Annotated in this window: 20 protein-coding genes; 13 read left to right on the forward strand and 7 right to left on the reverse strand. The window is 40.8% G+C overall.

Annotation, left to right across the window (positions count from 1 at the left end; translation table 11 throughout):
- Positions 1-41: 41 nt before the first annotated feature.
- Positions 42-1,139, reverse strand: coding sequence for an aminopeptidase (locus AT15_RS07865; protein ID WP_068348126.1), 1,098 nt, complete (start codon positions 1,137-1,139; stop codon positions 42-44).
- Between the two features lie 126 nt (positions 1,140-1,265).
- Between AT15_RS07865 and AT15_RS07870 the strand changes: the two genes are divergently transcribed.
- The 10 genes from AT15_RS07870 (at position 1,266) to AT15_RS10210 (ending at position 13,652) form a co-directional block, all read left to right on the forward strand.
- Positions 1,266-2,654 (forward strand): protein O-GlcNAcase, encoded by a 1,389-nt coding sequence (locus tag AT15_RS07870; RefSeq protein WP_068348128.1) that lies wholly within the window; start codon positions 1,266-1,268, stop codon positions 2,652-2,654.
- A 144-nt stretch (positions 2,655-2,798) separates the two neighbouring features.
- Positions 2,799-4,475 carry an ABC-F family ATP-binding cassette domain-containing protein gene (locus AT15_RS07875; RefSeq protein ID WP_068348129.1) on the forward strand — a complete coding sequence of 559 codons (1,677 nt, stop codon included), beginning with the start codon at positions 2,799-2,801 and terminating at the stop codon, positions 4,473-4,475.
- Between the two features lie 65 nt (positions 4,476-4,540).
- Positions 4,541-5,191, forward strand: coding sequence for a fructose-6-phosphate aldolase (gene fsa, locus AT15_RS07880; RefSeq protein WP_068348132.1), 651 nt, complete (start codon positions 4,541-4,543; stop codon positions 5,189-5,191).
- Between the two features lie 29 nt (positions 5,192-5,220).
- Positions 5,221-6,384 carry an iron-containing alcohol dehydrogenase gene (locus tag AT15_RS07885; RefSeq protein ID WP_068348134.1) on the forward strand — a complete coding sequence of 388 codons (1,164 nt, stop codon included), beginning with the start codon at positions 5,221-5,223 and terminating at the stop codon, positions 6,382-6,384.
- A 195-nt stretch (positions 6,385-6,579) separates the two neighbouring features.
- The gene (locus tag AT15_RS07890) at positions 6,580-7,527 is read left to right on the forward strand and encodes a LacI family DNA-binding transcriptional regulator (protein ID WP_068348136.1); all 948 of its coding nucleotides are present in this window, start codon (positions 6,580-6,582) and stop codon (positions 7,525-7,527) included.
- 12 nt (positions 7,528-7,539) lie between these two features.
- A complete protein-coding gene (locus tag AT15_RS07895) occupies positions 7,540-8,757 on the forward strand; it encodes an ABC transporter substrate-binding protein (RefSeq protein WP_068348138.1) in 1,218 nt (405 codons plus the stop codon).
- Positions 8,758-8,818: 61 nt separating this feature from the next.
- Positions 8,819-9,688, forward strand: a complete 870-nt coding sequence (locus AT15_RS07900) for a carbohydrate ABC transporter permease (RefSeq protein WP_068348140.1) — start codon at positions 8,819-8,821, stop codon at positions 9,686-9,688.
- Positions 9,685-10,509, forward strand: coding sequence for a carbohydrate ABC transporter permease (locus tag AT15_RS07905; protein ID WP_068348142.1), 825 nt, complete (start codon positions 9,685-9,687; stop codon positions 10,507-10,509). Before AT15_RS07900 ends, AT15_RS07905 begins: the two co-directional genes overlap by 4 nt.
- Positions 10,510-10,513: 4 nt before the next feature.
- Positions 10,514-12,364, forward strand: coding sequence for a beta-galactosidase (locus AT15_RS07910; RefSeq protein ID WP_068348144.1), 1,851 nt, complete (start codon positions 10,514-10,516; stop codon positions 12,362-12,364).
- Positions 12,365-12,422: 58 nt separating this feature from the next.
- Positions 12,423-13,652 carry an HD-GYP domain-containing protein gene (locus AT15_RS10210; RefSeq protein ID WP_068348146.1) on the forward strand — a complete coding sequence of 410 codons (1,230 nt, stop codon included), beginning with the start codon at positions 12,423-12,425 and terminating at the stop codon, positions 13,650-13,652.
- A 4-nt stretch (positions 13,653-13,656) separates the two neighbouring features.
- On the opposite strand, the gene AT15_RS07920 is transcribed toward AT15_RS10210, so the two are convergent.
- From AT15_RS07920 to AT15_RS07935, 4 genes are all read right to left on the reverse strand, one after another.
- On the reverse strand, positions 13,657-14,673 hold the full coding sequence (locus AT15_RS07920) for a serine hydrolase domain-containing protein (protein ID WP_161484666.1): 1,017 nt from the start codon (positions 14,671-14,673) through the stop codon (positions 13,657-13,659).
- Positions 14,674-14,743: 70 nt separating this feature from the next.
- The gene (locus AT15_RS07925; protein WP_068348151.1) at positions 14,744-15,298 is read right to left on the reverse strand and encodes a DUF1700 domain-containing protein; all 555 of its coding nucleotides are present in this window, start codon (positions 15,296-15,298) and stop codon (positions 14,744-14,746) included.
- Positions 15,285-15,614 (reverse strand): PadR family transcriptional regulator, encoded by a 330-nt coding sequence (locus tag AT15_RS07930; protein WP_068348153.1) that lies wholly within the window; start codon positions 15,612-15,614, stop codon positions 15,285-15,287. Before AT15_RS07930 ends, AT15_RS07925 begins: the two co-directional genes overlap by 14 nt.
- Positions 15,615-15,645: 31 nt before the next feature.
- Positions 15,646-16,641 carry a DUF4097 family beta strand repeat-containing protein gene (locus AT15_RS07935; RefSeq protein ID WP_068348155.1) on the reverse strand — a complete coding sequence of 332 codons (996 nt, stop codon included), beginning with the start codon at positions 16,639-16,641 and terminating at the stop codon, positions 15,646-15,648.
- Between the two features lie 230 nt (positions 16,642-16,871).
- Between AT15_RS07935 and AT15_RS07940 the strand changes: the two genes are divergently transcribed.
- Positions 16,872-18,023, forward strand: coding sequence for an RtcB family protein (locus AT15_RS07940; protein ID WP_068348157.1), 1,152 nt, complete (start codon positions 16,872-16,874; stop codon positions 18,021-18,023).
- A gap of 222 nt (positions 18,024-18,245) precedes the next feature.
- Here AT15_RS07940 and AT15_RS07945 read toward each other — a convergent pair whose 3' ends face one another.
- Both AT15_RS07945 and AT15_RS07950 read right to left on the reverse strand, forming a co-directional pair.
- On the reverse strand, positions 18,246-19,337 hold the full coding sequence (locus tag AT15_RS07945; RefSeq protein WP_068348159.1) for an AAA family ATPase: 1,092 nt from the start codon (positions 19,335-19,337) through the stop codon (positions 18,246-18,248).
- An 81-nt stretch (positions 19,338-19,418) separates the two neighbouring features.
- Positions 19,419-19,862 (reverse strand): hypothetical protein, encoded by a 444-nt coding sequence (locus AT15_RS07950; protein WP_068348161.1) that lies wholly within the window; start codon positions 19,860-19,862, stop codon positions 19,419-19,421.
- A gap of 237 nt (positions 19,863-20,099) precedes the next feature.
- Here AT15_RS07950 and AT15_RS07955 point away from each other — a divergent pair, with 237 nt between their 5' ends.
- Positions 20,100-20,789 carry a flavodoxin family protein gene (locus AT15_RS07955; protein ID WP_068348163.1) on the forward strand — a complete coding sequence of 230 codons (690 nt, stop codon included), beginning with the start codon at positions 20,100-20,102 and terminating at the stop codon, positions 20,787-20,789.
- A 236-nt stretch (positions 20,790-21,025) separates the two neighbouring features.
- Positions 21,026-22,183, forward strand: a complete 1,158-nt coding sequence (locus tag AT15_RS07960; RefSeq protein WP_068348165.1) for an ROK family transcriptional regulator — start codon at positions 21,026-21,028, stop codon at positions 22,181-22,183.
- Positions 22,184-22,201: the final 18 nt, after the last annotated feature.

Consider the following 22,201-nt stretch of genomic DNA (forward strand, 5'->3'; position numbering starts at 1 on the left):
AAAAAACGGCTTGCAAAACACAAGCCGTTATTATTGGGAAGTTAAATCAAAAACTTTCCGTCTTTGTAGATCAGTTCGCTATCTGCGTAGATTTCACCGCCATCTCTCATATCACAGAGCATATCCCAGTGGATGTCTGATTCGTTTTTTCCGCCTGTTTCGGGGAATGCTCTTCCCAAGGCCAGATGTACCGTGCCGCCGATTTTTTCGTCAAAAAGCATATTCTTGGTGAATTTAGTTATGTTGTAATTGGTTCCCATTGCCACTTCACCAACGTAACGCGCTCCCTTTATCTCGAGCAATTTTTCAAGTAGATCCCGCCCCTTGGAGGCCTCTGCTTTTACCACTTTTCCATCCTCAAAAGTCAACCTTATATCTTCAATTTCACGCCCCTGGAAGATACCGGGGAAAGAGAAACGTATATGGCCATTCACGGTATCTTCAACAGGACCTGTGAAGACTTCCCCGGATGGGAAGTTAGCATGTCCATCGCTGTTTATCCATTTTCGTCCTTCTATGCTCATTTCAATGTCTGTGTCTTTGGAAACTATTCTGAGATGTTTTTTGGCGTTCAAGAAATCAACGTATTTTTGTTGTCGGTCGTGGATTTTCTTCCATTCCGCAACGGGGTCGTCGCTGTCGAGATGGCAGGCAGTATAAACGAAATCCTCATATTCGCTTAGAGACATGGAAGCTTCCTGGGCTTCAGCTTCAGTCGGGAATAGAGTTCCGCACCATCTCATTTCTCCTTTTCCCATGCGTTCAAAAAAGACCTTGGTGAGTTCGCTTCTCCCCTCTGCACTTTTTTTCAAATTTTCCGGGGGAACGTTGCTAAGGTTTCTCGTATTTGTGCTTCCCCAGATTGAAAGAAAGGCGTCAGCTGTTTTGGCAACAACCATTACGCTTTCTGGAAGATATCCCAGTTGCTCATCGTTTCCGTGCTTTAAGTGCATTTCACCCAAAGTTGGATCATCTATCAGCACTTGAACAAGAGCGCCTGCCTTGAGTGCTTCCAGATAAACTGCTCTGATCAAAGGAAGCACGGCAATACTGCCTTCCATAAAGAATTTCTCCCCGGGTTTCAAAGCGAGCGAGTAATTCACCAGAACCTTCGCATGTTTGGCGATTCTTTCATCCATTTCTATACCCCCTCTTCATCAGGCAATCAAGTATAGCATAGCCTTCTTTGTCAAAACTAATTTTCTTGGTAATTAGTGTATTATGATAATGGCTACCAGTAGAACATCGGCAAAGGGGGAAATGATATGTCCTTTGAGATCCTTGGCGTGGTGGAAGGTTTTTATGGAAAACCGTGGTCTATGGAAGAGCGTGAGGAGATTATAAACTTTATCGGGGAACGCGGATACAACTTATACATATACGCTCCAAAAGACGATGAGCTTCACAGATTCAAATGGCGAGAGCCTTATTCAACAGAATTCATGGAGGCTTTTAAAAGGCTGGTTGATGTCGGGGAAAAATCAGGGGTAGCTGTTTCGGTTGCTATCAGCCCCGGTCTGTCGGTGAGCTATTCAAGCGATGAAGACCTTTCCGCTATTGTAAATAAGTATCTCAGCTTTGCCAAGCTTGGTGTTGAAACTTTTGGACTTTTCTATGATGATATTCCCCCTGCATTGTTCAATAGGGACGACAAGAAGCATTTCGCCACCCTTGCAGAAGCACAGGCTTATTTTGCAAACATGGTTATGAAAAAGCTGCAAAAGAAATTGAAGCATTTAACGTTCATAGTTTGCCCCACAGAGTATCACAAAAACCCCGATTCTCTGTATTTGAAAGAATTGTCTGAAAAACTCAATCCCGATGCCAAAATTATGTGGACAGGCCCTCAGGTGTGTTCGATGAACATTCCCGTTTCAGACGCAATGGCTTTTAAAGAATCAACAGGTCGAGAACCGCTCTATTGGGACAATTATCCGGTTAATGACAGCTATATGATTCCAGAACTCCATGTTGGCCCTTACACGGGACGCTCACCAGAACTTTCGGAAAATTCCTCGGGGATAGTGCTCAACCCTATGATACAGCCCATGGCGTCAAAAGTCGCACTGGGATGTGCAGCGAAGTTTTTTTCAGACCCATGGAACTATACCCCTGAAGAAGCGTGGAAAGAGACAATTCAGGAGCTCTTCGGAGAGCTATCCGATGCTTTTGAACACTTTGCATTATACAATATGCAAAGCCCACTACACCTGGCTGAATCAGAAAAGCCAAAGGAAATAGTGGAAAGTTTCAAGGCTGCTTATACCAATGGAAATTGGGAAAAGGCATTAACCATTCTTAAAAATGAGGGGCAGGCGATGGTATCAGGTGGAGAGAAGCTCTTGAATAATCTTGATGGCAAGCTTGTTCGGGAGATTTCTCCGTGGCTGAAAGATTATATTGCATGGGGAAAACTATTGCTGAAAGCAGTAGAGATTTTAAAAAGCCGGGACGCGCTTTTTGATTTCATGGGTGAAAATAAAGAAAAAGCTGAAAGTCTTCGAAAAACGCTTGAAGAAGCAGAAACACAACTAAAAGCTCAGACACCGCAAAATACGTTGCTGTCGTGTTCAGCTTACAGGGATTTCATCTCGGAACTATGCACACGCACAAAGGGAGCATTTTATCTTTATTATAGAGACTGGCAACATTGAGCTTTAGAACTCGCAGTTGCCTGTGATAGAATTTCATTGAAACCACTTTCGAAGGGTGATAAGATGCGCAGATAATTCCACCTTCTAAAAAGCACCAAAACCCAAATGGCAATAGCCATCTATTTTTCCATTGGAGGTGGAATTATGCTTCACATAAAAGGACTTCATTTTTCTTTCGGCGCTACTGACGTGCTTAAAGGTGTTGATATGGATATACTTCCCGGCGAGGTAGTTGCTTTGCTTGGCGCAAATGGTTCTGGCAAGACAACATTGCTCAACCTTATCAGAGGAGTTTTGAGACCTTATTCCGGTTCTATCGTTTTGGAGAATAACGTGAAACCCTCCTATCTTCCTCAGGAAACCCCTTCTTTTGAAGGTACAGCTATGGAGTATTTATTGGAGAGCTTCCCGGAAATAAAAGGGATCTTCCAGAAGCTTTCATCACTTCCAGTGAACTCAGAGGATTACCCGGATCTAATAAACAAATATAACGATCTGGGCGGATTTGAACTTGAGAGGAAAATCGAGTCTGAGATCTCAAAATACGGTTTTGTAGATGAAGACCTTCAAAAGCCTTTTCTAGCTTTTTCTATGGGTCAGCAGAGATTGTGGGCGATCCTGCGAGTCTTTTTGGCGGGGGCAAACCTTTATCTGCTCGATGAACCTACGAATCACCTCGACCTGCAAATGTGTCAAAGGCTGGAAAAGATTATTCTTGAGTTCAGGTCAAAAAGGTTTTCAATTCTTCTCGTGAGCCATGACAGGCTTTTGATCGATAGAGTTGCAGACAGAAGTTATTTTCTGAAAAATGGAACGGCTTTTGCGGTTAGTGGAGGCTATTCCCTGATGCTTTCACACCTGAAGAGCGATTTCGAATCCAGGCTAAAAAGCGCAAAAGAAATAGAGAGAAAAATAAAGCAGCTTGAACTCGAAGTTTCCAGAAGAGCTTCCTGGTCGGCGAGCAAAGAAGCCCAGAAGAAATTTGCAGACAAGGTGATGAATAAGGGTTACATCGGGCATAAAGCCGCTAAGCTCGCAAAACGTGCTAAAGCGGTGCAAAATAGATCCCGGAAATTAATCGAAGAACTGAAAGAGAAAAAGCCCTTTGTGGAAAAGCCGGTTGAGATAAAACTGCCTTCATACATTGTAGCTAACAGAAGGCTGCTTTCAAGCACTAATTTGAGTTTCTCTTATGGAAACAAAGCAGTATTTGAAAATGTAGACTTTGAATTGTCCACAAAAGACCGTGTTGTTCTAATAGGTTCCAACGGATGTGGAAAGACCACTTTGGTGAAGTGCTTTGTTGGCGAACTTGATCCAGTAGGTGAGTTGTACAGAAATGACAATATCAGATGGGAATACATTCCCCAGGATGTTAGGACTTTCTTTAGAGCTGGTAACTTGCTGGATAACCTCAGGGTTTCAGATATCGATGAGTTGCAGTTAAGGCAAGCACTTGGAGCGGCAGGTTTCAGGAAAGACAAAGTTTTGCAGAAAATCGATTCGCTGAGCTATGGGGAGCTCATGAGAGCGGCTATTCTTAAGTCAATGCTTAGAGAAACTGAATTCCTCTTTCTCGATGAACCTACAAACCATCTGGACATAGAATCTCTGGAGCTTCTCGACGAATTACTAAAAAGGTTTCCCGGAGGTTTTCTTGCAATAAGCCATGACAGGCACTTCATAGCCACCCATGGAAACAAACTATATTCTTTTGAAGGTGGGAACGTAAAGCTCTTGTTTGAGGAAACACGTTTGGACATTACTGAATTCCAGAAAACAATAGAGATAATCACCCCACAAGATGATGAAGATAGGTGAAATTTGGAAAAGCAATACTCTAAGAAATATAATCGATTATGGTAAGAGGAGAAGGAGGGGATATGATGAAAATTTTTCTGGATACGGCGAATCTCGAAGAAATAAAAACAGCAGCAGACTGGGGAATTATTGACGGTGTTACGACAAATCCCACGCTTGTTGCGCGTGAAGGTGTTCCATTCCATGAGAGGGTAAAAGAGATATGTGAAGTTGTCAAAGGACCTGTCTCCGCTGAGGTTACAGCCCTTGATTATCAAGGAATGGTTAAAGAAGCCAGGGAGCTTGCAAAACTCAGCGAATATGTCGTGGTGAAGATACCCATGACCCCGGATGGCATAAAAGCGGTAAAGAAACTTTCAGGCGAAGGAATAAAAACAAATGTGACCCTCATTTTTTCACCTTCACAGGCCTTGCTCGCCATGAAAGCGGGTGCGACTTATATAAGTCCTTTTGTTGGAAGGCTGGATGACATTTCCAACGAAGGTATGAAAATCGTCGAAGAGATCCTGCAAATCATCTACAATTACGATTTCGATACGGAAGTGATAGTAGCCAGCGTGCGCCATCCAATGCACATCGTCGAAGCGGCTTTACTGGGAGCACATATTGTGACAACGCCTTTCAAATCGCTTCAGGCGTTGTTCAGGCATCCCCTCACTGATATAGGGATAGAAAGGTTCATGAATGATTGGAAGAAATACAAAGAGCAGTTTTGATTAATTCAGTTTTCATAGGAGGCGGTAAAATGTACAACTTCAAAGCGTTTTTACCCACAAAGCTGGTCTTTGGGGCAAAGGCTGTAGAAAAATTACCAAAAGAGGTAAAAAAGCTTGGAACTAAGGCAATGATTGTTACCGGCAGGCATAGCACAAAAAAATCAGGTCTGCTTGACCGGGTTTTAACTTTGTTGAAAGGTGCAGATATTTCAACTGTGGTTTATGACAGGATAACACCTAACCCAACAACGGAACAGGTAAACGAAGCAGCTGATATCGCTAAAAAAGAGGGAGTCCAATTTGTAATTGGTCTTGGTGGGGGGAGCCCCATAGATAGTGCCAAATGCATTGCGATTGCTACGACGAATGAAGGTGGGATCTGGGATTACGTAAAAGTTGGTGGGGGTAAAAAGCCAAAAAGCGCTTTGCCCATAGTCGCAATTCCCACGACTCATGGCACGGGGACTGAGGCTGACCCCTTTGCTGTGATAACAAATCCCGAAACGAAGACAAAAATCGGAATAGGTTATGATGTGATTTTCCCATCGGTATCTCTGATTGACCCCGAGGTTATGCTTACACTCCCAAAGAACCAAACGGCCTATACATCTATGGACGCTTTCTATCATTCAATAGAGGCTTTTCTCAACAAAAACGCGAATCCATATTCCGACCTTCTGGCAATTGATTCCATGAAACGTATAATAAGTAATTTGCCAATTGCCTATGAGGACGGACTTGATATTAATGCGAGAACAGAATTGACCTGGGCCAACACAGAAGCAGGCATAACAGAAACACTTACTGGCGTTATAGCTAACCATGCCATAGAACATGGAATAAGCGGTTACTATCCTCATATTGCCCATGGCTTCGGGCTCTGTATCACAGGGCCTTACCTTTTTGAACATATTTTTGATTTTGTTTTTGAAAGACTTGCGCGTGTAGGCAGAGAGGTTTTCGGGATATACGAATGCGATGACAAAAGAGCTGCCCGAATGATGATAGGTAAGTTAAAGGACTTTCAGGAACGCTTCGGGCTGAACAAGAAGCTCTCCGCACTGGGAGTTGAAAAAGGAACACTCGGGGATATGGTGGAAACTTCTTATAACGCAATGTATGGAGTAATCGAGACCACACCGGGCGACCTGAAAAAAGAAGACCTTTTTAAAATACTTGAAAGAGCCTTTTGACAAATTAAGGCATAAAAAATTCTTGTATTTACAAGCCCCCTTTCGGGGGCTTTTTTAATTTGGTTAGAAAAAGAAATCTATTCAGAGCTAATTGCCTAAGAGCAGAGCTAATGGAAAATAAACGACCGAATAAGAATTTTGATAATGCTGAACAAGGCATTATAATTAACTTGTTAACGTTAACGGAGGTGGCAGATGAAGCGTCCTACACTGAAAGATGTTGCCCAAAAAGCCGGTACTTCTCTTATGACGGTTTCCCGGGTGGTTAACAACAGGCCGGGTGTAAGTGATGAAACAAAGGCAAAGATAATGAAAGCGATAGAAGAACTCGGTTATAGGCCACATTCAGATGCGCGTTCTCTTAGGGTAGGAAAAACTGGACGAATAGGTGTGGTGGTTTCGGATATTCGAAATCCTTTTTATGCAGAAATGGTTGGCGATATTGAAGACCTTGCCGAAAAAACAGGGATGACGGTTATCGTAACCGATACCGAAAGAAAGCTGCAGCAGGAGCAGAGAGCACTTGAAACCCTTTACAACAGTGGTGTGGATTCTATCATTATTGCTCCCGAAGGTTATAGTGTTGAACATCTTGAATCGTACAAGAAAAAAGGGATAAATATAGTTTCTTTTGGTGTCCATTGCCCTGAAGGGAATTTCTCTGAAGTCTGGATTGACGAAATCGAAGGCGCCAGGAAGGTTGGTAAATATCTATTGAAACGGGGAGTCAAAAGGGTGGTTCTGATTATGGGAAATCCCAGAAAATTTACGACTTCCGGAAGGACGGAGGGTTTCATTCAAGGCTTTGGAAAGGTTCCAGATTATATTTTGCATCTACCAGTGAACTGGCAAAGCTCTTATAATGCTGTCATCGAAATGAAAAAACTTCCAGAAGCTTTTTTCTGCTATAACGACCTTATGGCTCTTGGGGTTATAAAAGCCCTCAGGGAAAAGGGAGCTGTTCCGGGAAAAGATGTCGCTGTTGTCGGGTACGATGATGTTTTTTTTGCAGAAATAAGCGCTTTGACCACAGTTCGAATAGACAAGTCAAAAATGGTAAATACCGCTTTTACACTGGCGCTAAGTGATAATGTTGAAAAAATCAAGTTCGTTCCTAAACTCATTTTGCGCAAGAGCGCATAGGAGGTGGGTAGTATGAGGAAAGTTCTCTTTGTGTTTTTAGTTCTTTCTATTGTCGTTTCTCTTTTGGGAGCTCAGAAGCTCGTTATCAACTCGTATATGTCAGACCCTGCTCCCAAGAAGGTATTTGCTGAACTGGTGGAACAGTTCAAGGCGGAACATCCGGAGATTGAAGTTACCGTTAATACCTTTGCTCATGAAGATTTTAAGACCCTTCTCAGAACATGGCTTAATTCTTCAAACGCCCCTGATGTAGTTACATGGTTCGCTGGCGAGAGAATGAGATACTTTGCCAGCAAGGGACTGCTTGAACCAATTGACGATATTTTCGATGGTGGGTTTGAAGCATATTTCCCCGGAGCTTTCAAGAGCGCTTCCGCCTACGAAGACCACATCTATTTCGTTCCGCAATCATGGTATTGGTGGGGTGTATATTACAGAAAATCCATCTTTGAAAAGCTCGGTTTGACCGTTCCCGTTACCTGGTATCAGTTCCTTAATACCTGCGAAAAACTGAAAGAGGCAGGATACATTCCGATAACCATCGGAACGAAGTACCTCTGGACAGCAGCAGGTTGGTTCGACTACTTGAATATGAGGGTAAATGGGCTGGACTATCACCTGAAACTAACAAACGGTGAAATAGAATACACAGACGAAGGCGTCAAAAAGGTCTTCGAATACTGGAAACAGCTTGTTGATGCAGGTTATTTCATAAGCAACCACACATCTTACACCTGGCAGGATGCGGCAAACTATCTCTTTACAGGCGATGCAGCCATGTATCTCATGGGACAGTTCATAAAAGACGTAGCACCCGAAAGTGTAAAAGATGATCTTGATTTCTTCAGATTCCCCGTAATAGATGGAAATATTGGCCTTTATGAAGACACGCCAATTGATGGATTCATGATTCCTGCCAAAGCGCAAAACAAAGAAGCTGCTAAGATTTTCCTTGAATTCATCGCCTCAAAAGAAGCACAGGAATACTTCGCATCAAATCTTGGAAGGCTCGCTGCAAACAAGGATGTTCCGGCACCCGATGCGCATGCACAAAAAGGTCTTGACATGATTCTTGCATCTGATGGTGTAATGCAGTTCTACGACAGGGATACTAACCCCGAAATGGCAACAGCTGGTATGAACGGATTTGTTGAATTCATGGTTTATCCAGTAAGGATTGATTTCATCCTCAAAAACCTTGAAATCGAAAGATGGAGAATCTTTAAGTAATTTTAGAAAAGGGCCTGGAAAGGCCCTTTTCCTTCACTTACTTCAGGAGGTAATGATATAGATGAAATCCAAAAAATGGGTTCCTTACGCTTTCTTAGCCTTACCTTTGCTTATGTACAGCATTTGGGTCATATTCCCCATATTTCAGACTCTGTATTTGAGTTTTACAGATTGGGACGGCGTTTCACCTGAATTTTCAATTATAGGTTGGGATAATTTCAAACTCCTTTTCCAGGATCCATATTTCAGAATCTCGCTGTGGAACAATATAAAATGGCTAATAGGGTTTGCCGGTGTTTCCGTTCCTCTTGGATTGCTCATAGCTATGCTGCTTGACCAGAAATTCAGAGGTTCAAAGGTATACAAGACGCTTATGTACCTTCCTATGACGCTTTCTTTTGTGGTGATAGGACAGATATGGTCATGGATTTTAGAACCACGCTATGGGGCGCTTAACAGTTTTCTATCAATTTTTGGCATTAAGTCCGTGGGCTGGCTTAGTGACCCAAACATCGTTACTTACTCCCTCATCATGGCAGCATCGTGGAGGCAGATTTCTTACGCAATGGTACTATATCTGGCCGGTTTGAAGCAGGTTCCAAAAGAGCTTGTTGAAGCGGCCTGGGTAGATGGAGCTAATGGCTGGAAAAGGTTCGTTCACGTCATTTTGCCTATGTTAAGGCCTGCTACTATTGTGGCGATAACAGTAAGTGTAATCGATTCATTGAGGGCTTTTGATATCGTGTATGTATTAACGAGAGGAGGGCCTTTTTATTCCTCCAGCGTTATGGCGAATTATATGTATATAATGGCTTTCAATAACTATCGTATGGGATACGGTTCCGCAATTGCCACCATTCAATTTCTCATAACCCTTGGTTTCATTGTCTTCTATATGCGGAATGTGCTGAAAAAGGAGGAAGCCTTATGAGAGCGAAAAAAATAGTTTTTTATATATTGGCCACCATTATTGTTTTGCTGTGGATAGCCCCTTTTATGATCTCGTTTTTTACATCTTTCAAATCAATGGATGAGTTGATGCTTACAAGAAAATGGTGGGCTCCTCCGAAAAAGTGGTTCCCGAGCAATTTCATCACAGCCTGGAAAGATGCCAATATGGGCAGGTATTTCTTGAACACATTTATCATTACAATACCTTCTGTTCTGGGAGCTCTGTTTTTGTCAAGTTTAAGTGCTTATGCGCTAGCCTGGTATAAGTTCAGGCTTTCAAAACTCATTCTCATGATTTTCGTTGGGGGGATGCTGATCCCTTTCCAGATGCTTCTTATACCAGTTTACAGATTTTCAGTTTCGTTGGGGATTTATGATAGGTTTATAGGGGTAATACTTTTCCATATAGCCTTTCAGCTTGGTTTTTGCACCTTTTTCCTGAGGAACTTTATGAAGACAATACCAGCAAGTATTTTCGATGCTGCAATGATTGACGGCGCTGGACATTTCACTATTTACAGCAAAATCGTCATGCCGCTTGTGCTTCCAGCTCTTGCCGCTTTGGGGATACTTGAATTTACTTGGATATGGAATGACTATCTATGGTCTCTCATACTCATTCAAAGTGATAAAATAAAACCAATTACGCTGGGGCTTGTCAATTTGCAGGGGCAATGGATTACGAGCTGGAATACCATGGCAGCAGGAGCGATTATCGCCGCCGTTGTACCTTTGTTTGTTTTCCTTCTTTTCCAGAGATATTTCATAGAAGGGTTGACAGTTGGTAGTGTGAAAGGATGATATTGTGAAAAAACTTTTTGGCGCTTGCTATTACCCTGAACATTGGGAACCCGATAGAATAGAGAAAGATGTGGAAATAATGAAAACTCTCGGCTTCAACGCCGTGAGAATTGGTGAGTTCGCCTGGTCCTTTGTCGAGCCGAGTCCCGGGGAATACGACTTTTCTCTTTTTGACAGGGTTATTGAGACATTTTCAAAAAATGGCATTGGTGTGATAATGGGCACACCTACCGCTACTCCGCCTGCATGGCTCGTTAAATCGCATCCTGAAATTCTTCAGGAAAATGAATCTGGACACAAGTTAAACTTCGGGAGCAGAAGGCATTACTGCTTCAATTCACTGGTTTACAGAAAATTCGCAAGGGAAATAACCAGAAAATACGCCGAAAGATATGGTAAATCTGACACCATAATCGCCTGGCAGATTGACAACGAATACGGATGCCATAATTCAACCCTTTGCTATTGCGATAACTGCGCAAAGAAATTCAGGAAGTGGCTGAAGGATAAATACCATAATATCGAAGCCCTGAATAAAGCCTGGGGAACGGTTTTCTGGAGCCAGCAGTATAGAGATTGGGAAGAAATAGATCCTCCACGCCACACAATAGCGAGCCATAATCCCTCTTTATCGCTTGATTACATGCGCTTTTCTTCCGATTCTGCAATTGAATTCCATAGAGAAATGGCAGAAGAAGTGAGAAAATACAGTTCAAAACCCATCACGCACAATCTGATGGTCAATTTTACAGAAATAGATTATTACAAGCTTTCAAAAGAACTTGATTTTGTGAGCTGGGACAATTACATACCCGGTGATTACGATTACCATCTTCAGGGAATGAACCATGATCTTATGAGGTCTCTGAAAAATGAGCCTTTCCTTGTTATGGAACAGCAACCGGGCAGGGTCAATTGGCGAAAGGTGAACAATTATCACGATCCCGAACAGTTAAAATACTGGATTGCACAATCTATGGCTCACGGAGCATTCGGCTCCCTGATTTTCAGATACAGGCAACTGCCTTATGGAGCTGAGCAGTATCACAGCGCCTTGCTCAACTACGATGGTAGCCTTACGCCACGAGCTATTGCTGCAAAGGAAGGCTTTAAGGCTTTTATGGATGAGGAAATTCTGATCCCTATTAAAGAAACGGCTATATATATAGATTATGAAAATTTCTGGATAGACAGAACGGATAGATTGAATAACAATTTCTCTTTGCTTTCAGATAGCATATTGATTGCATACAAAGCTCTGCGGGAGCTTGGATATAATGTGGACTTTGTATTCCCGGAAGACGATATTTCTGAATATAAGCTTTTATTTATACCTTCGGCTTACTATGTTCGTGATGAATTCCTCAAAAAGCTTTCAACCTTCAATGGAAAATTAATTGTCACCGCAATGACTTCATCAAAAGACGAATACAACAATATCAGGTCATCTATACCCTATGGTCTGGAAGAAATCCTCGGCGTGAAGGTAGTAGATTTTGGAGGAATCGAACAAGCGCAGGATTTGATGCTAAACGGAAAGAAATTCAAAGGGAAATTTATCCTTGAAGTATTGAAGATTCTTGATGCCGAAACAATCGGGGATTTCCTCTATCCTTACGAGAAATTCCCCGCGGTTACACGAAAGGGCAACGCCATTTATATCGCATCTATTCCAGAAGAAAGCCTTTTGAAGGAACTTTTGCTTTCAATTGGCTTTGAAAAGAGAATAAATGGAGCTGAAATAATTAACTTCAAAGGAACTTCTGTGCTACTGAATCCTTATCCGGAAAAAAGGGAAATCGAGTTCGGACATGATAAAATATTCCTCGAACCTTTTTTCTGGAAAATTCTTTGAGTTTTTTCGGTTTTCACCTTAGATAGAAAAGCTATTTCATGAATCAAGTTGGTGAATTATGCGCAGAAAATTGATTTATGTATCTGTTTTTTTATTTGTGGCTATTGTTGCTCTTTTAGGATTTTATCATTTGAATATTACCAGGTTCACCGAAAGAATAGAAAGTAGTAAGAGCGCATTGAAGCTTTCTGTAATCTTGCTTACCGAAAAACTTTCTTATGGTTACTTCCAGTGGACAGAATTTTATGAAGCAGTTAAGAAAGGTGAGACAGGATTCATAGAGAAAAATTTCTCTGAAATTCTTGCCGGTTCTTCAGCAGTTAACTCAGTGGAAATTATTAATAGGCCCGCAGCATTTTCAGACAAAGAATCTCTTTATAAAGTTGTAGCGAAAGATAGTATGAATTTAATCGTATACTTCAATATATTTGACGACTTGTTGGAGAACGTGGTAGATAGCAAAGTTGTAAGAGCTGATATCTCTTTGGGGGAATTTTTAAATGCATATGGCTTATCAAGCTTGATAGAAGTCAATAATTCCAAAACAGGTACCCCCCTGGTATTTGGCTTGAAATATAAATTCAAGACTTTTCCAATTAAACTCCTTCATATAGTAAGCGCTTTATCTATGGCTCTATTGAGCACTTTGATAGTGCAAAGAATGATTGAGTCTGAAATCTCCGCACATTATCAAACTGTCGGTCTTGAAGCCATTGCTTTTCTTTTTGAACAGCGAGACCGATACACAGCAAATCATTCAAAAAAAGTAGCAGCAATTTCAGTTGCATTGGGAAAAATCTTGGGTATAAAAGGGAAAAAGTTGAAAACATTGGAAAGAGCGGCGCTTCTTCATGATATTGGAAAAATAGGAATACCAGAAGAAATTCTCACAAAAAGGGGAAAATTAACTGCTGAAGAATATTTTATAATTAAAAGGCATCCGGAAGTTGGCGCATCTGTGCTTGGCAAAATTCCATATCTGAAGAACTTGATTCCTATAATCTTGTATCACCATGAAAGGATGGATGGATCTGGTTATCCGGAAGGTCTTAAAAAAGACGAAATACCCATGCTTGCAAGGGTTTTAGCAGTTGCAGATGTTTTTGACGCACTGATAAGCGATAGGCCATACCGTCCTGCTATGAACATTAAAAGTGCTATTAAGGAAATGGAAAGCATGCCTCTTGATCAGGAAATCGTGAGCGCTTTTAAAAACAACATAGATTACGTATTAATGAATTCAGCAAAGCAAAAAATGCTTACTGAACAAAAGCTCTTTGTTTCATAGACCGTCATTCAAACTTCGGCAATATATAATCCTTCAACAATGTCAAGGAGAATTCGGATGAAATTGCGGCGGTGGTTACCACCACGAGACTCTTTGATGGAACTATGTAAATGCGCTGGTCGTTATAACCATAAGCGGATATTATCTCGATATCTTTATATTCATAAATCCACCAGTGATATCCGAAAAAGACATCCGTTGAAACTTTGTGCATTTTCTGCAGGGATTTCTCGATCCAGCTCTTTGGAACAAGCTGTTTGCCTTCCCAGATACCCTCCGTAAGGACAAGGAGACCTATTTTAGCCATGTCTTCGGGAATCATGTTCAGTCCCGCTCCTTTGTTTATCCCCTGCGAATCCTTTGACCATATTACCTCTGTTATTCCAAGAGGGTGAAAAAGATTTTCCTCTGCTAATTCCAGAGCAGATTTTCCGGTTAATCTCTGTATGGCGGCGGTTATCAAATGCGAAGCCCCGGTGTTATAGACAAATTTTTCACCGGGCGTATGTGCCATGGGCAGATTGAGCACGAATTGCACCCTATCGGGGCTATTAACAAACTTGTTGTAGATATTTCTTGGGTCACTATATGAATAAGCCCATTCATTCCATTCGAAACCGCAGGTGTTTTCCGGTACGTGCCTGATCTCTATTTCCTCTTTTTCCTTTGAGGGGTTTTCAAAAACATAGTCGGAGAAGATTTCTGTTATTTTGATTTGCTCAGATGAAATATAGCCTTTGTCAATCATTATGCCGACGAGCAGGGAATTTATGCTCTTTGTTGCGGAATAAAGTGCGTGAAGTTCATCTGGCGAGACTTGTGAGCCGTTTTCCTTGAAGTAATTTTCATAAACTACATAGCCGTCTTTTACTATGATAAGCGAGTGCAGTTCTTTCCAGAAGATTCTTTTGATATAAGATTCGAGTTCATCAAAGCTGTAACTGTCATCGTGCTTCCAGCTGTTGGTCGGCCAGTAATCAGGGATGAAGCCGAAGGCAATGGACGTTAAAAATAATATCACAATACAAAAAGCAAATTTCTTCATTGAAATATGGGCAGTTCTGTACAGAACCGCCCCCTCCTCTCGTTGTTTATTCTCCCTTTATGACTTTGAGGTTCCACTTAAGGAATGCCACGGTAATCTTGAATACACCTTTCAATATCTTTCCAGAAAAGAGGAAAATTCCTATCCCTATCAACATAATCCCAAATACAAAAAGCAGTTCCTGGTTGAGATTAGAAAAGGGGAGTATAACATTTTCCGGAAAATAATAATAAAATATCGGGAAAACTACAAAAGCAGCAGCGACAGCAAAAACTGCAAAAACAACGACATAAAGCACAATGAAAAAGGGCAAGGTGACGATCAGGTTGAAAAAGCCGAGCCCTATTATGCTCATTATAGCTGTGAAAACGCTTCTGCTCTTTGGCTTTTCATCAAGCGCTTTGATGTTGTATTCGGCGAGTATCAGCCTGGCGATTTTGTCAGGATTTCCGAGGCCGCGAGAAATCTCGTCTTCTGTCTTTCCCTGCCTTAGACCTTCCTGAAAATGATCTCTGTAATCTTGAAGGAATTCTTCTCTTTCTACTGGCTTGAGCTTTCTTAAACCTCTTTCCAGCCTTTTTATGTATTCAACACTGTTCATTTTCATTCCCCCTGCCAAGGAGTTTGTTTACCCCATTGTAGAATTCAAACCAGTCTTTTCTAAGCTTTTTGCACTTGGCTACACCCTCAGGAGTTAACCGGTAATATTTTCTAGCGGGTCCTTCGGTGGATTCTTTTATATATGATGTTAGCAATCCCTCTTTTAGCAACCGCTTAAGGAGAGGGTAAATTGTCCCTTCAGAAATCTTAATCGCATCAGAAATTTTCTCTACTAACTGATATCCGTAGCAATCTTCTTCTGAAAGGACGCTAAGGACGCACAAATCAAGAACGCCTTTTTTCATCTGTTTGTCCATCTCTACACCTCTTTTTGAGATCATCGTTTTTTCATTTTTCACTTATTTTGATATTGGAATTGCTTGTGTTTAGACTTATATACAGATTGCCTCCACCATAAATGCTTCCGTTAACGCTTGTCTTCTCTATGGAAGTTGCAAGGATAGGTACATTGTCTAAAATAACCCGGCCATTTGACGTATCAGCATCTATAACTGCGCCTGTCCCATGTGGTATGGCAAGCTCAATTCCCCCATTACTTGTGGTTAGTTTTAATTGACCGGAGCTCGGGAGTTCAGAATCCAAAACAATCCTTCCATTGGAAGTCTTCAAAGTGTTATTTTCCCCCAATAGAGAGGAGTTTCTTATATAAATGCTCCCGTTTGAAGTTTTCAAATATACTTGCGCCTGCGAATTTTCAACTTCTATTGAAGCGTTCGACGTATCAGCATTAAGACTTCCCGTAAATCCGCTGGCATAAACTTTTCCATTTGAGCTATCGAGCTCTGCATTGCCGTTTACTTTAAGCAGATAGATAGAGCCATTTGAAGTTTTTCCGATAATTCGTGCGTTGAGATTGGAAAAATTCAAACTACCATTGCTGGTTTTGGCTTCAACGTTATCTACAAGTTCATAGGGTACTTTCAAGATTATTGAAACACCATAGCTTTTGAAAAAGCTTGTTTTCTTCAATCTGGGGGTGATTATTCTCATGTAATCCCCAAGAAATGTAACTTCTGGTTTTGTCGATTTAAAAAGCTCTTCCAGCCTATTTTCTGAATAACCAGTGTACCTCTGTTTGACTTCAAGCTGTATATAGTTATTTTCCCAGCCTTCCACATGAACAGATCCATTTATCGTATCTACATAGACCTTACTGCTGGATAAATTCGAAAAGATCTCGGTGTATTCATTCTGGTAATTTGAAGAATCCTCAAAATCAAAGCCATGAAAATCTACCGGACCCAATATGAATGAAACCCCCACTAAAATCAAACCAACAGCCAGGATTGTTCCTGCAACTACGCTTCCACTTTTTCGCTTCATAACGCTACCTCCTTCTTTTGAGTCGAGTCATTTTTTCTTCGAGACATCTGCTCCAATGACAGAATAACATACAGTATTATGTTATGCAAGGTAGTGTGTATTACAATATAAAAAAATAACAATTGCATTGTTGTAACCGCTTTTTGCTTTTACAAGGAGTCCTCTATACTGAAAGGGCTTGAGAATAGCGGTGTTAGAATTTAAATATGAACATCAGGGAGTGATGGTTAATGGGCAGATACTACCCGAAACTTAAATCAAGAATATGGATCCCGATTGACAAAATAGAAGAAGAAGCCATAGAGCAAATCAGAAACCTTTCCAGGATCCCATCTCTCTTTAGATGGATAGCTGTAATGCCCGATGTGCATCCGGGTTATGGCATGCCTATTGGAGGAGTTGTTGCATTAAAGAATGCTGTTATTCCCTACGCTGTGGGAATGGACATTGGTTGTGGCGTGGTTACAGTGAAAACTAATTTAACCGCTGAAATAGTGATGAAATACCGGGAGCCGATTTTGAAAATGTTTCTTGAGAAAATCCCCGTGGGTTTCAGATGGAGAGGGAAAGCATTGTCAAGTGATTTATGGAAAAAGAAACCAGCGGGTTTTGTTACTGAAAAAGAGTGGAAAAAAGCCCAGAAGCAGCTTGGAACCTTAGGGGGTGGAAATCATTTTATTGAGATCCAGAAAGATGAATCCGGGGAAATATTCCTAACCGTGCACAGTGGTTCTCGAAATCTTGGGAAACAGGTTGCAAGCCACTACGACAGAATCGCAAAGGAATATTGCAAAAAGCGGGGGGTTAATCCTCCACCGGGTCTTTCATGGTTGCCAGTGGACAGCAATGAAGGCAAACAGTATCTTGGTGAAATGAATTTCTGCATTGAATTCGCAAGTGAAAATCGACGTCTTATCATGGAAACAGCACTGGAAGTCATGAAATATTTCTTTCCAGATATAGAGGAACTTGAAAGACTTGAAACTATCCACAATTATGCGTCCTTTGAAGAGCATTATGGAGAAAAGGTGCTTGTCCACCGCAAAGGCGCTGTTAAAGCCAAAGGAAAAGTTATAATTCCCGGCTCGATGGGGAGCTCCACATATATAGCCGAAGGGCTATGCAGTCCAGATAGTTTCTGCTCCTGTTCTCATGGTGCTGGAAGGGTTTTAGGCAGGCACGAGGCGAAAAGGAAATTGAGCTTTGCTGAGGTCAAGCGCGATCTTGACGAGCGGAATGTTGTGTTGATAACCCCGGATAAAAGCGCAGTTGTAGAAGAAGCCAGAGCGGCTTATAAAGACATTGAAGAAGTCATGGAGTATCAAAAGGACCTTGTAAAAAAGGTTACAAGGCTTACACCAATAGCTGTTATTAAAGGGTAGCTTGAAAACCGGGTCTAGGGTCTGGGGTTTAGAGTATAGAAAATACTTCGAGAATCGTGACACCAGGAATCCGGGACAGCGAGGAATTGCTATGTTTAGCTAAAGCTCAGGTTGTGCGGGACAAAGCATACACAACCCACAACCGACAACAATCAAACTGCTTCCGGGGGCGGAAGTTGCTTCCGATATCGGAAGCAGATTTTTCAAGAATGATTAGTAGTGCTATTCAGAGATTCCGTTTATTACTCTTTTTAGAACAGGGTCAACGATGTTGTATTTCCCATCAGCTTTTTTTATCCATGATGTCTGCTGAAGGATATTCAAGGCTTCATATAATCTTGAGTCACCAACTATATCCCCAGAGGCTATTAAGAGCCTTTTGAGACCTGCCCAGGAATCGACTCCCGCAGCGATGTGCTTTAGAATTTTCAAATAACGAGGACTTCTCTTTTCAAGCTCTTTAAGTTCGCTTGAAATCATTCCTGAAAGATAATTGAATACTTTTTCAATTGCTTCCTTTACATCTAAAAATTCGCGGTATTTTACTCCGAAAAGAACTAAATATCCCGGTATTCCATCAAGAATATTAACAACTTCTTCGATGTCAAATGAAACTGGTAAATTTATTTGTGCAAAGCCTTTTTTTAAGAATTCTATAGAAGTTTTTCTTTTGAATGGTTCAATGCATATCTCTGAATAAGCTCTGCCATAAAGAGGGGATTCGTAATCTGAAAGCTTCAGAAAATCGTGCAGTAACCCTATTTCAGATCCTGTTATGACTAGCTTTGTATTGTGCAAATTATCGTAAATAAACGCAAGCAATGTAAGAAGGTCTTTTCCCCCTCTTGAACCATAATATTTCAAATACTGGGCTTCATCAATATACAGGATGATATTTTTTCCGTTCTTAGCAGCAAATTCATTGAGTCTTTCCATTAGCGATGAAAGGTCTAATTCTTTCCTGATGAGAGTAATGCTATTTCCTTTGATACTTACTCCCCGCAACTCTTTAAGGAATTTGACTATCTTATACTTCAAAGATACCCGGGCAAGTTCGCTTTCGATTTGGCTTATGAGATGGAAATGGGTGATATTCCCTCCCGAAGAGGAATAAAGGCTTCTTCCGTCCAAAAAGATGGAGATTTCCTGGAGCTCATTCAACATGGCTTTGATCAATGAGGACTTTCCTACCCTTCGCAGCCCGGTTACAATAACAAGCGGATAGTTATACAAAGCATCTTCAAAAGCTTTTCTTTCATCAATCCTATCAAAGAGATCTTCCAATTTGGTTTTTGGCCTTGTATCAAAAAGCATGTATTCACCCCCAATGAAATTATATCACTTCCGGGGGCGGAAGTTACTTCCGATATCGGAAGGTAAAGATAGAAATATCGGTCACCATTCAAGATAAGCTGTAAGCGTTGGTATCGGGACAATTTCATCTATGCTCACAAAGAAATCTCCCGGCAAGTTAATTGCCAATCCAATATCCGCACCAAGATAAAGCGAAGCAAAGCTAAGGCTGATCCTGAAATCTGTTCCGATTTTTCCCAATAGCAAGCATTCCATTTCCTTTAAATTCCAGAATCCTTCTATTCCGGCATGTGGCCTGAAGAAAGATAGATCAGTTGATACAAAAATACCCGGGGAAACTATTTCTAAACCCCGGTTACTAAATACAAAACCGCCTTTAACCATGAGATCCACTGTACCAAGCTCAAATCTTGCCATGACAAAAGGCTCAATAAACCCGCTGATATTTACACCGATACTGTAACTTATTCCAAAAATACCAAGACTAATTAAAAGAAAAACAAAAAGCACCACCCATCTTTTCATAAAATCACCCCCAAAGGTTTCATTAAGATAATAACAAAAGAGAAGGCAAAACAGCAGGAAAATAAAGAATAGCTGGCAATTCAAGAAAAACCTAAATGTGGTTATTAAAGAAAAGTCAGCCATAAAGATTTTGGTTTTAGATGCTTTTTTCATAATTTGGCTATTTTCCTCTTCATTTTTATAATATAAGGTTATACTTGTTATGTGAGAAAAAATGCTTAATGGGAGATGATTATTTTGAAAGCCGCAGTTATAAATGGAAGTCCGGGAATGGAAAAGGGGAACACCGCTTTTGTCTTAGAACCTTTTCTCGAAGGAATGAAAGATGCAGGATGTGAAGTTGAGTTATTCTATGCGAGTGCGCTTAATATAAAGCCGTGTAGCTGCAGCATCATGTACTGCTGGTATAAAAATCCGGGTGAGTGCATCATAAAAGACGATATGGTAAAACTTTATCCAGCCCTAAGGGGAGCAGATATTCTTGTTCTCGCTACGCCTGTTTATATTCCGCTGCCGGGAGAGATGCAGAATTTAATCAACAGGCTCTGCCCTTTATTAGATCCGGTGCTGAAATTTCAAGAGGCCCGAACAAGAGCGAAGTTTCGCGAGAATGTGAATATCACAAAAATCGCACTGGTATCAACATCTGGATGGTGGGAACTCGGAAATTTCGATGTGGTAGTCCATATTGTTGAAGAACTTGCAAAAAATGCAAATGTAAAGTTCGCAGGTGCTGTTTTGAGACCTCACGTTCATTTTTTGAGGCACAAAGCCACACCCAATGCTGATAGGAAAGAGATTCTTGAAGCTCTAAAAAAGGCAGGATCTGAGCTCGTAAGTGAAGACAAAATGCATAAAAAAACTCTTGAATTAATAAGCCACCCCCTCATCTCTAAAGAGAAGATATTGCAAATTTACAATAGCTGAATTACTCTACAAAGTAGCTTAAAAATTTGAATATCGAAAGTCATTAATACTTTCAAACTCATTTTCGAACACCATATTTTGAGTTTCTTAATTAACAGCTGCTGACTGGAAATAATAGCCAAAAATCGTTTCTAATCAACAGACTACTTGTTTTGAATTTTAGTATTGAATTTATATAATTAGTAAGTAAAGTTTACTGACTAAACAGAAATAACATGTAAGGAAGTGAATTGATTATGTCTTCAAGACCTGAGGATCTTAGGGTAAGAAACACTTCAAAAATAGTCAAAACTTTGATAATAAATCCAAACTTATCAAGGGTTGAGCTTGCAAGAATTTTAAACCTAACAAAAACAACCGTATCCTCGATAATTAACAAGTTGATTTCTCTTGGAATTGTTGAAGAGATCGAAAAAGATAATAGCGGGAGCATAGGAAAGTCTCCTGTTCCTTTGAAGATCAGAAGCGATGCTGCTTCTGTTATTGGAATTGGCCTCGAAAGAAAGGATACATCAGGTGTTCTTCTGAACCCAGACGGCAAAGTTCTTGAAAGCATTATTGTTCATGAATCCAACCGTAAAAAGGAAGCTGCAGCTAAAAACCTATTGAAAGTTATCGAAATCATGTTATCTAAGGCGCGTGAACATGGCATTGAGCCAAATGCAATTGGTATTGGTGCTCCCGGGCCTATTGATGAAAAAGTCGGTGTTATATATTCACCAAGCGGATTACCAGATTGGGAAAATTTCAATGTTGTCCAAATAGCTCAAGAAACCTTCAAAAAGAAAACTTACCTGATAAATGACGCAGATGGTGGCGCTTTAGCTGAACGCTTTTTTGGAAATGGCAAGGAGCTTAATTCTTTTGTAGATATTTTCTTCGATGAAGGAATAGGCTGTGGAATTGTACTCAATGGAGAAATTTACAGAGGGGCTTTTGGCTATTCAGGAGAGTTTGACTATCTGGCTTTCCTCGGAAAAGTTATTGGAAAAGGAGAAGAGTACTTTAGTCTGGAAAAAGTGTTATCTGAACTCCGTATATTCCTGGGAAAAAATCAGCATCAGCTTGGAAGTGTCGACATAAAAGAATATCTTGAGAACAGTGAAAACATGGAAGCTAAAAAGAGATTTGAAGAAATTTATACCGAATTAGGTCGAATTGCTTCAATAATCTCAAATCTCATTGGACCAGAAGCAGTTATCGTAAGTGGAAGGATGATCGAATTGGGAGATTTATTCATGAAGCCCTTTAAAAATGTATTCTTCAAACTCCAGTTTGGACGCGAGAAGAAAGTACGGTTAATAAAAGGGGCTTTCCCACAAAATATTACATATGCAATAGGTGCTGCTACCAATGCTTTACTTAACCATGTTATCGAAAAATCGATAACATAACCAAATCTAAAGGGAGGT

It is taken from the genome of Kosmotoga arenicorallina S304 (assembly GCF_001636545.1).
Classification (GTDB): Bacteria; Thermotogota; Thermotogae; order Petrotogales; family Kosmotogaceae; genus Kosmotoga_B; species Kosmotoga_B arenicorallina.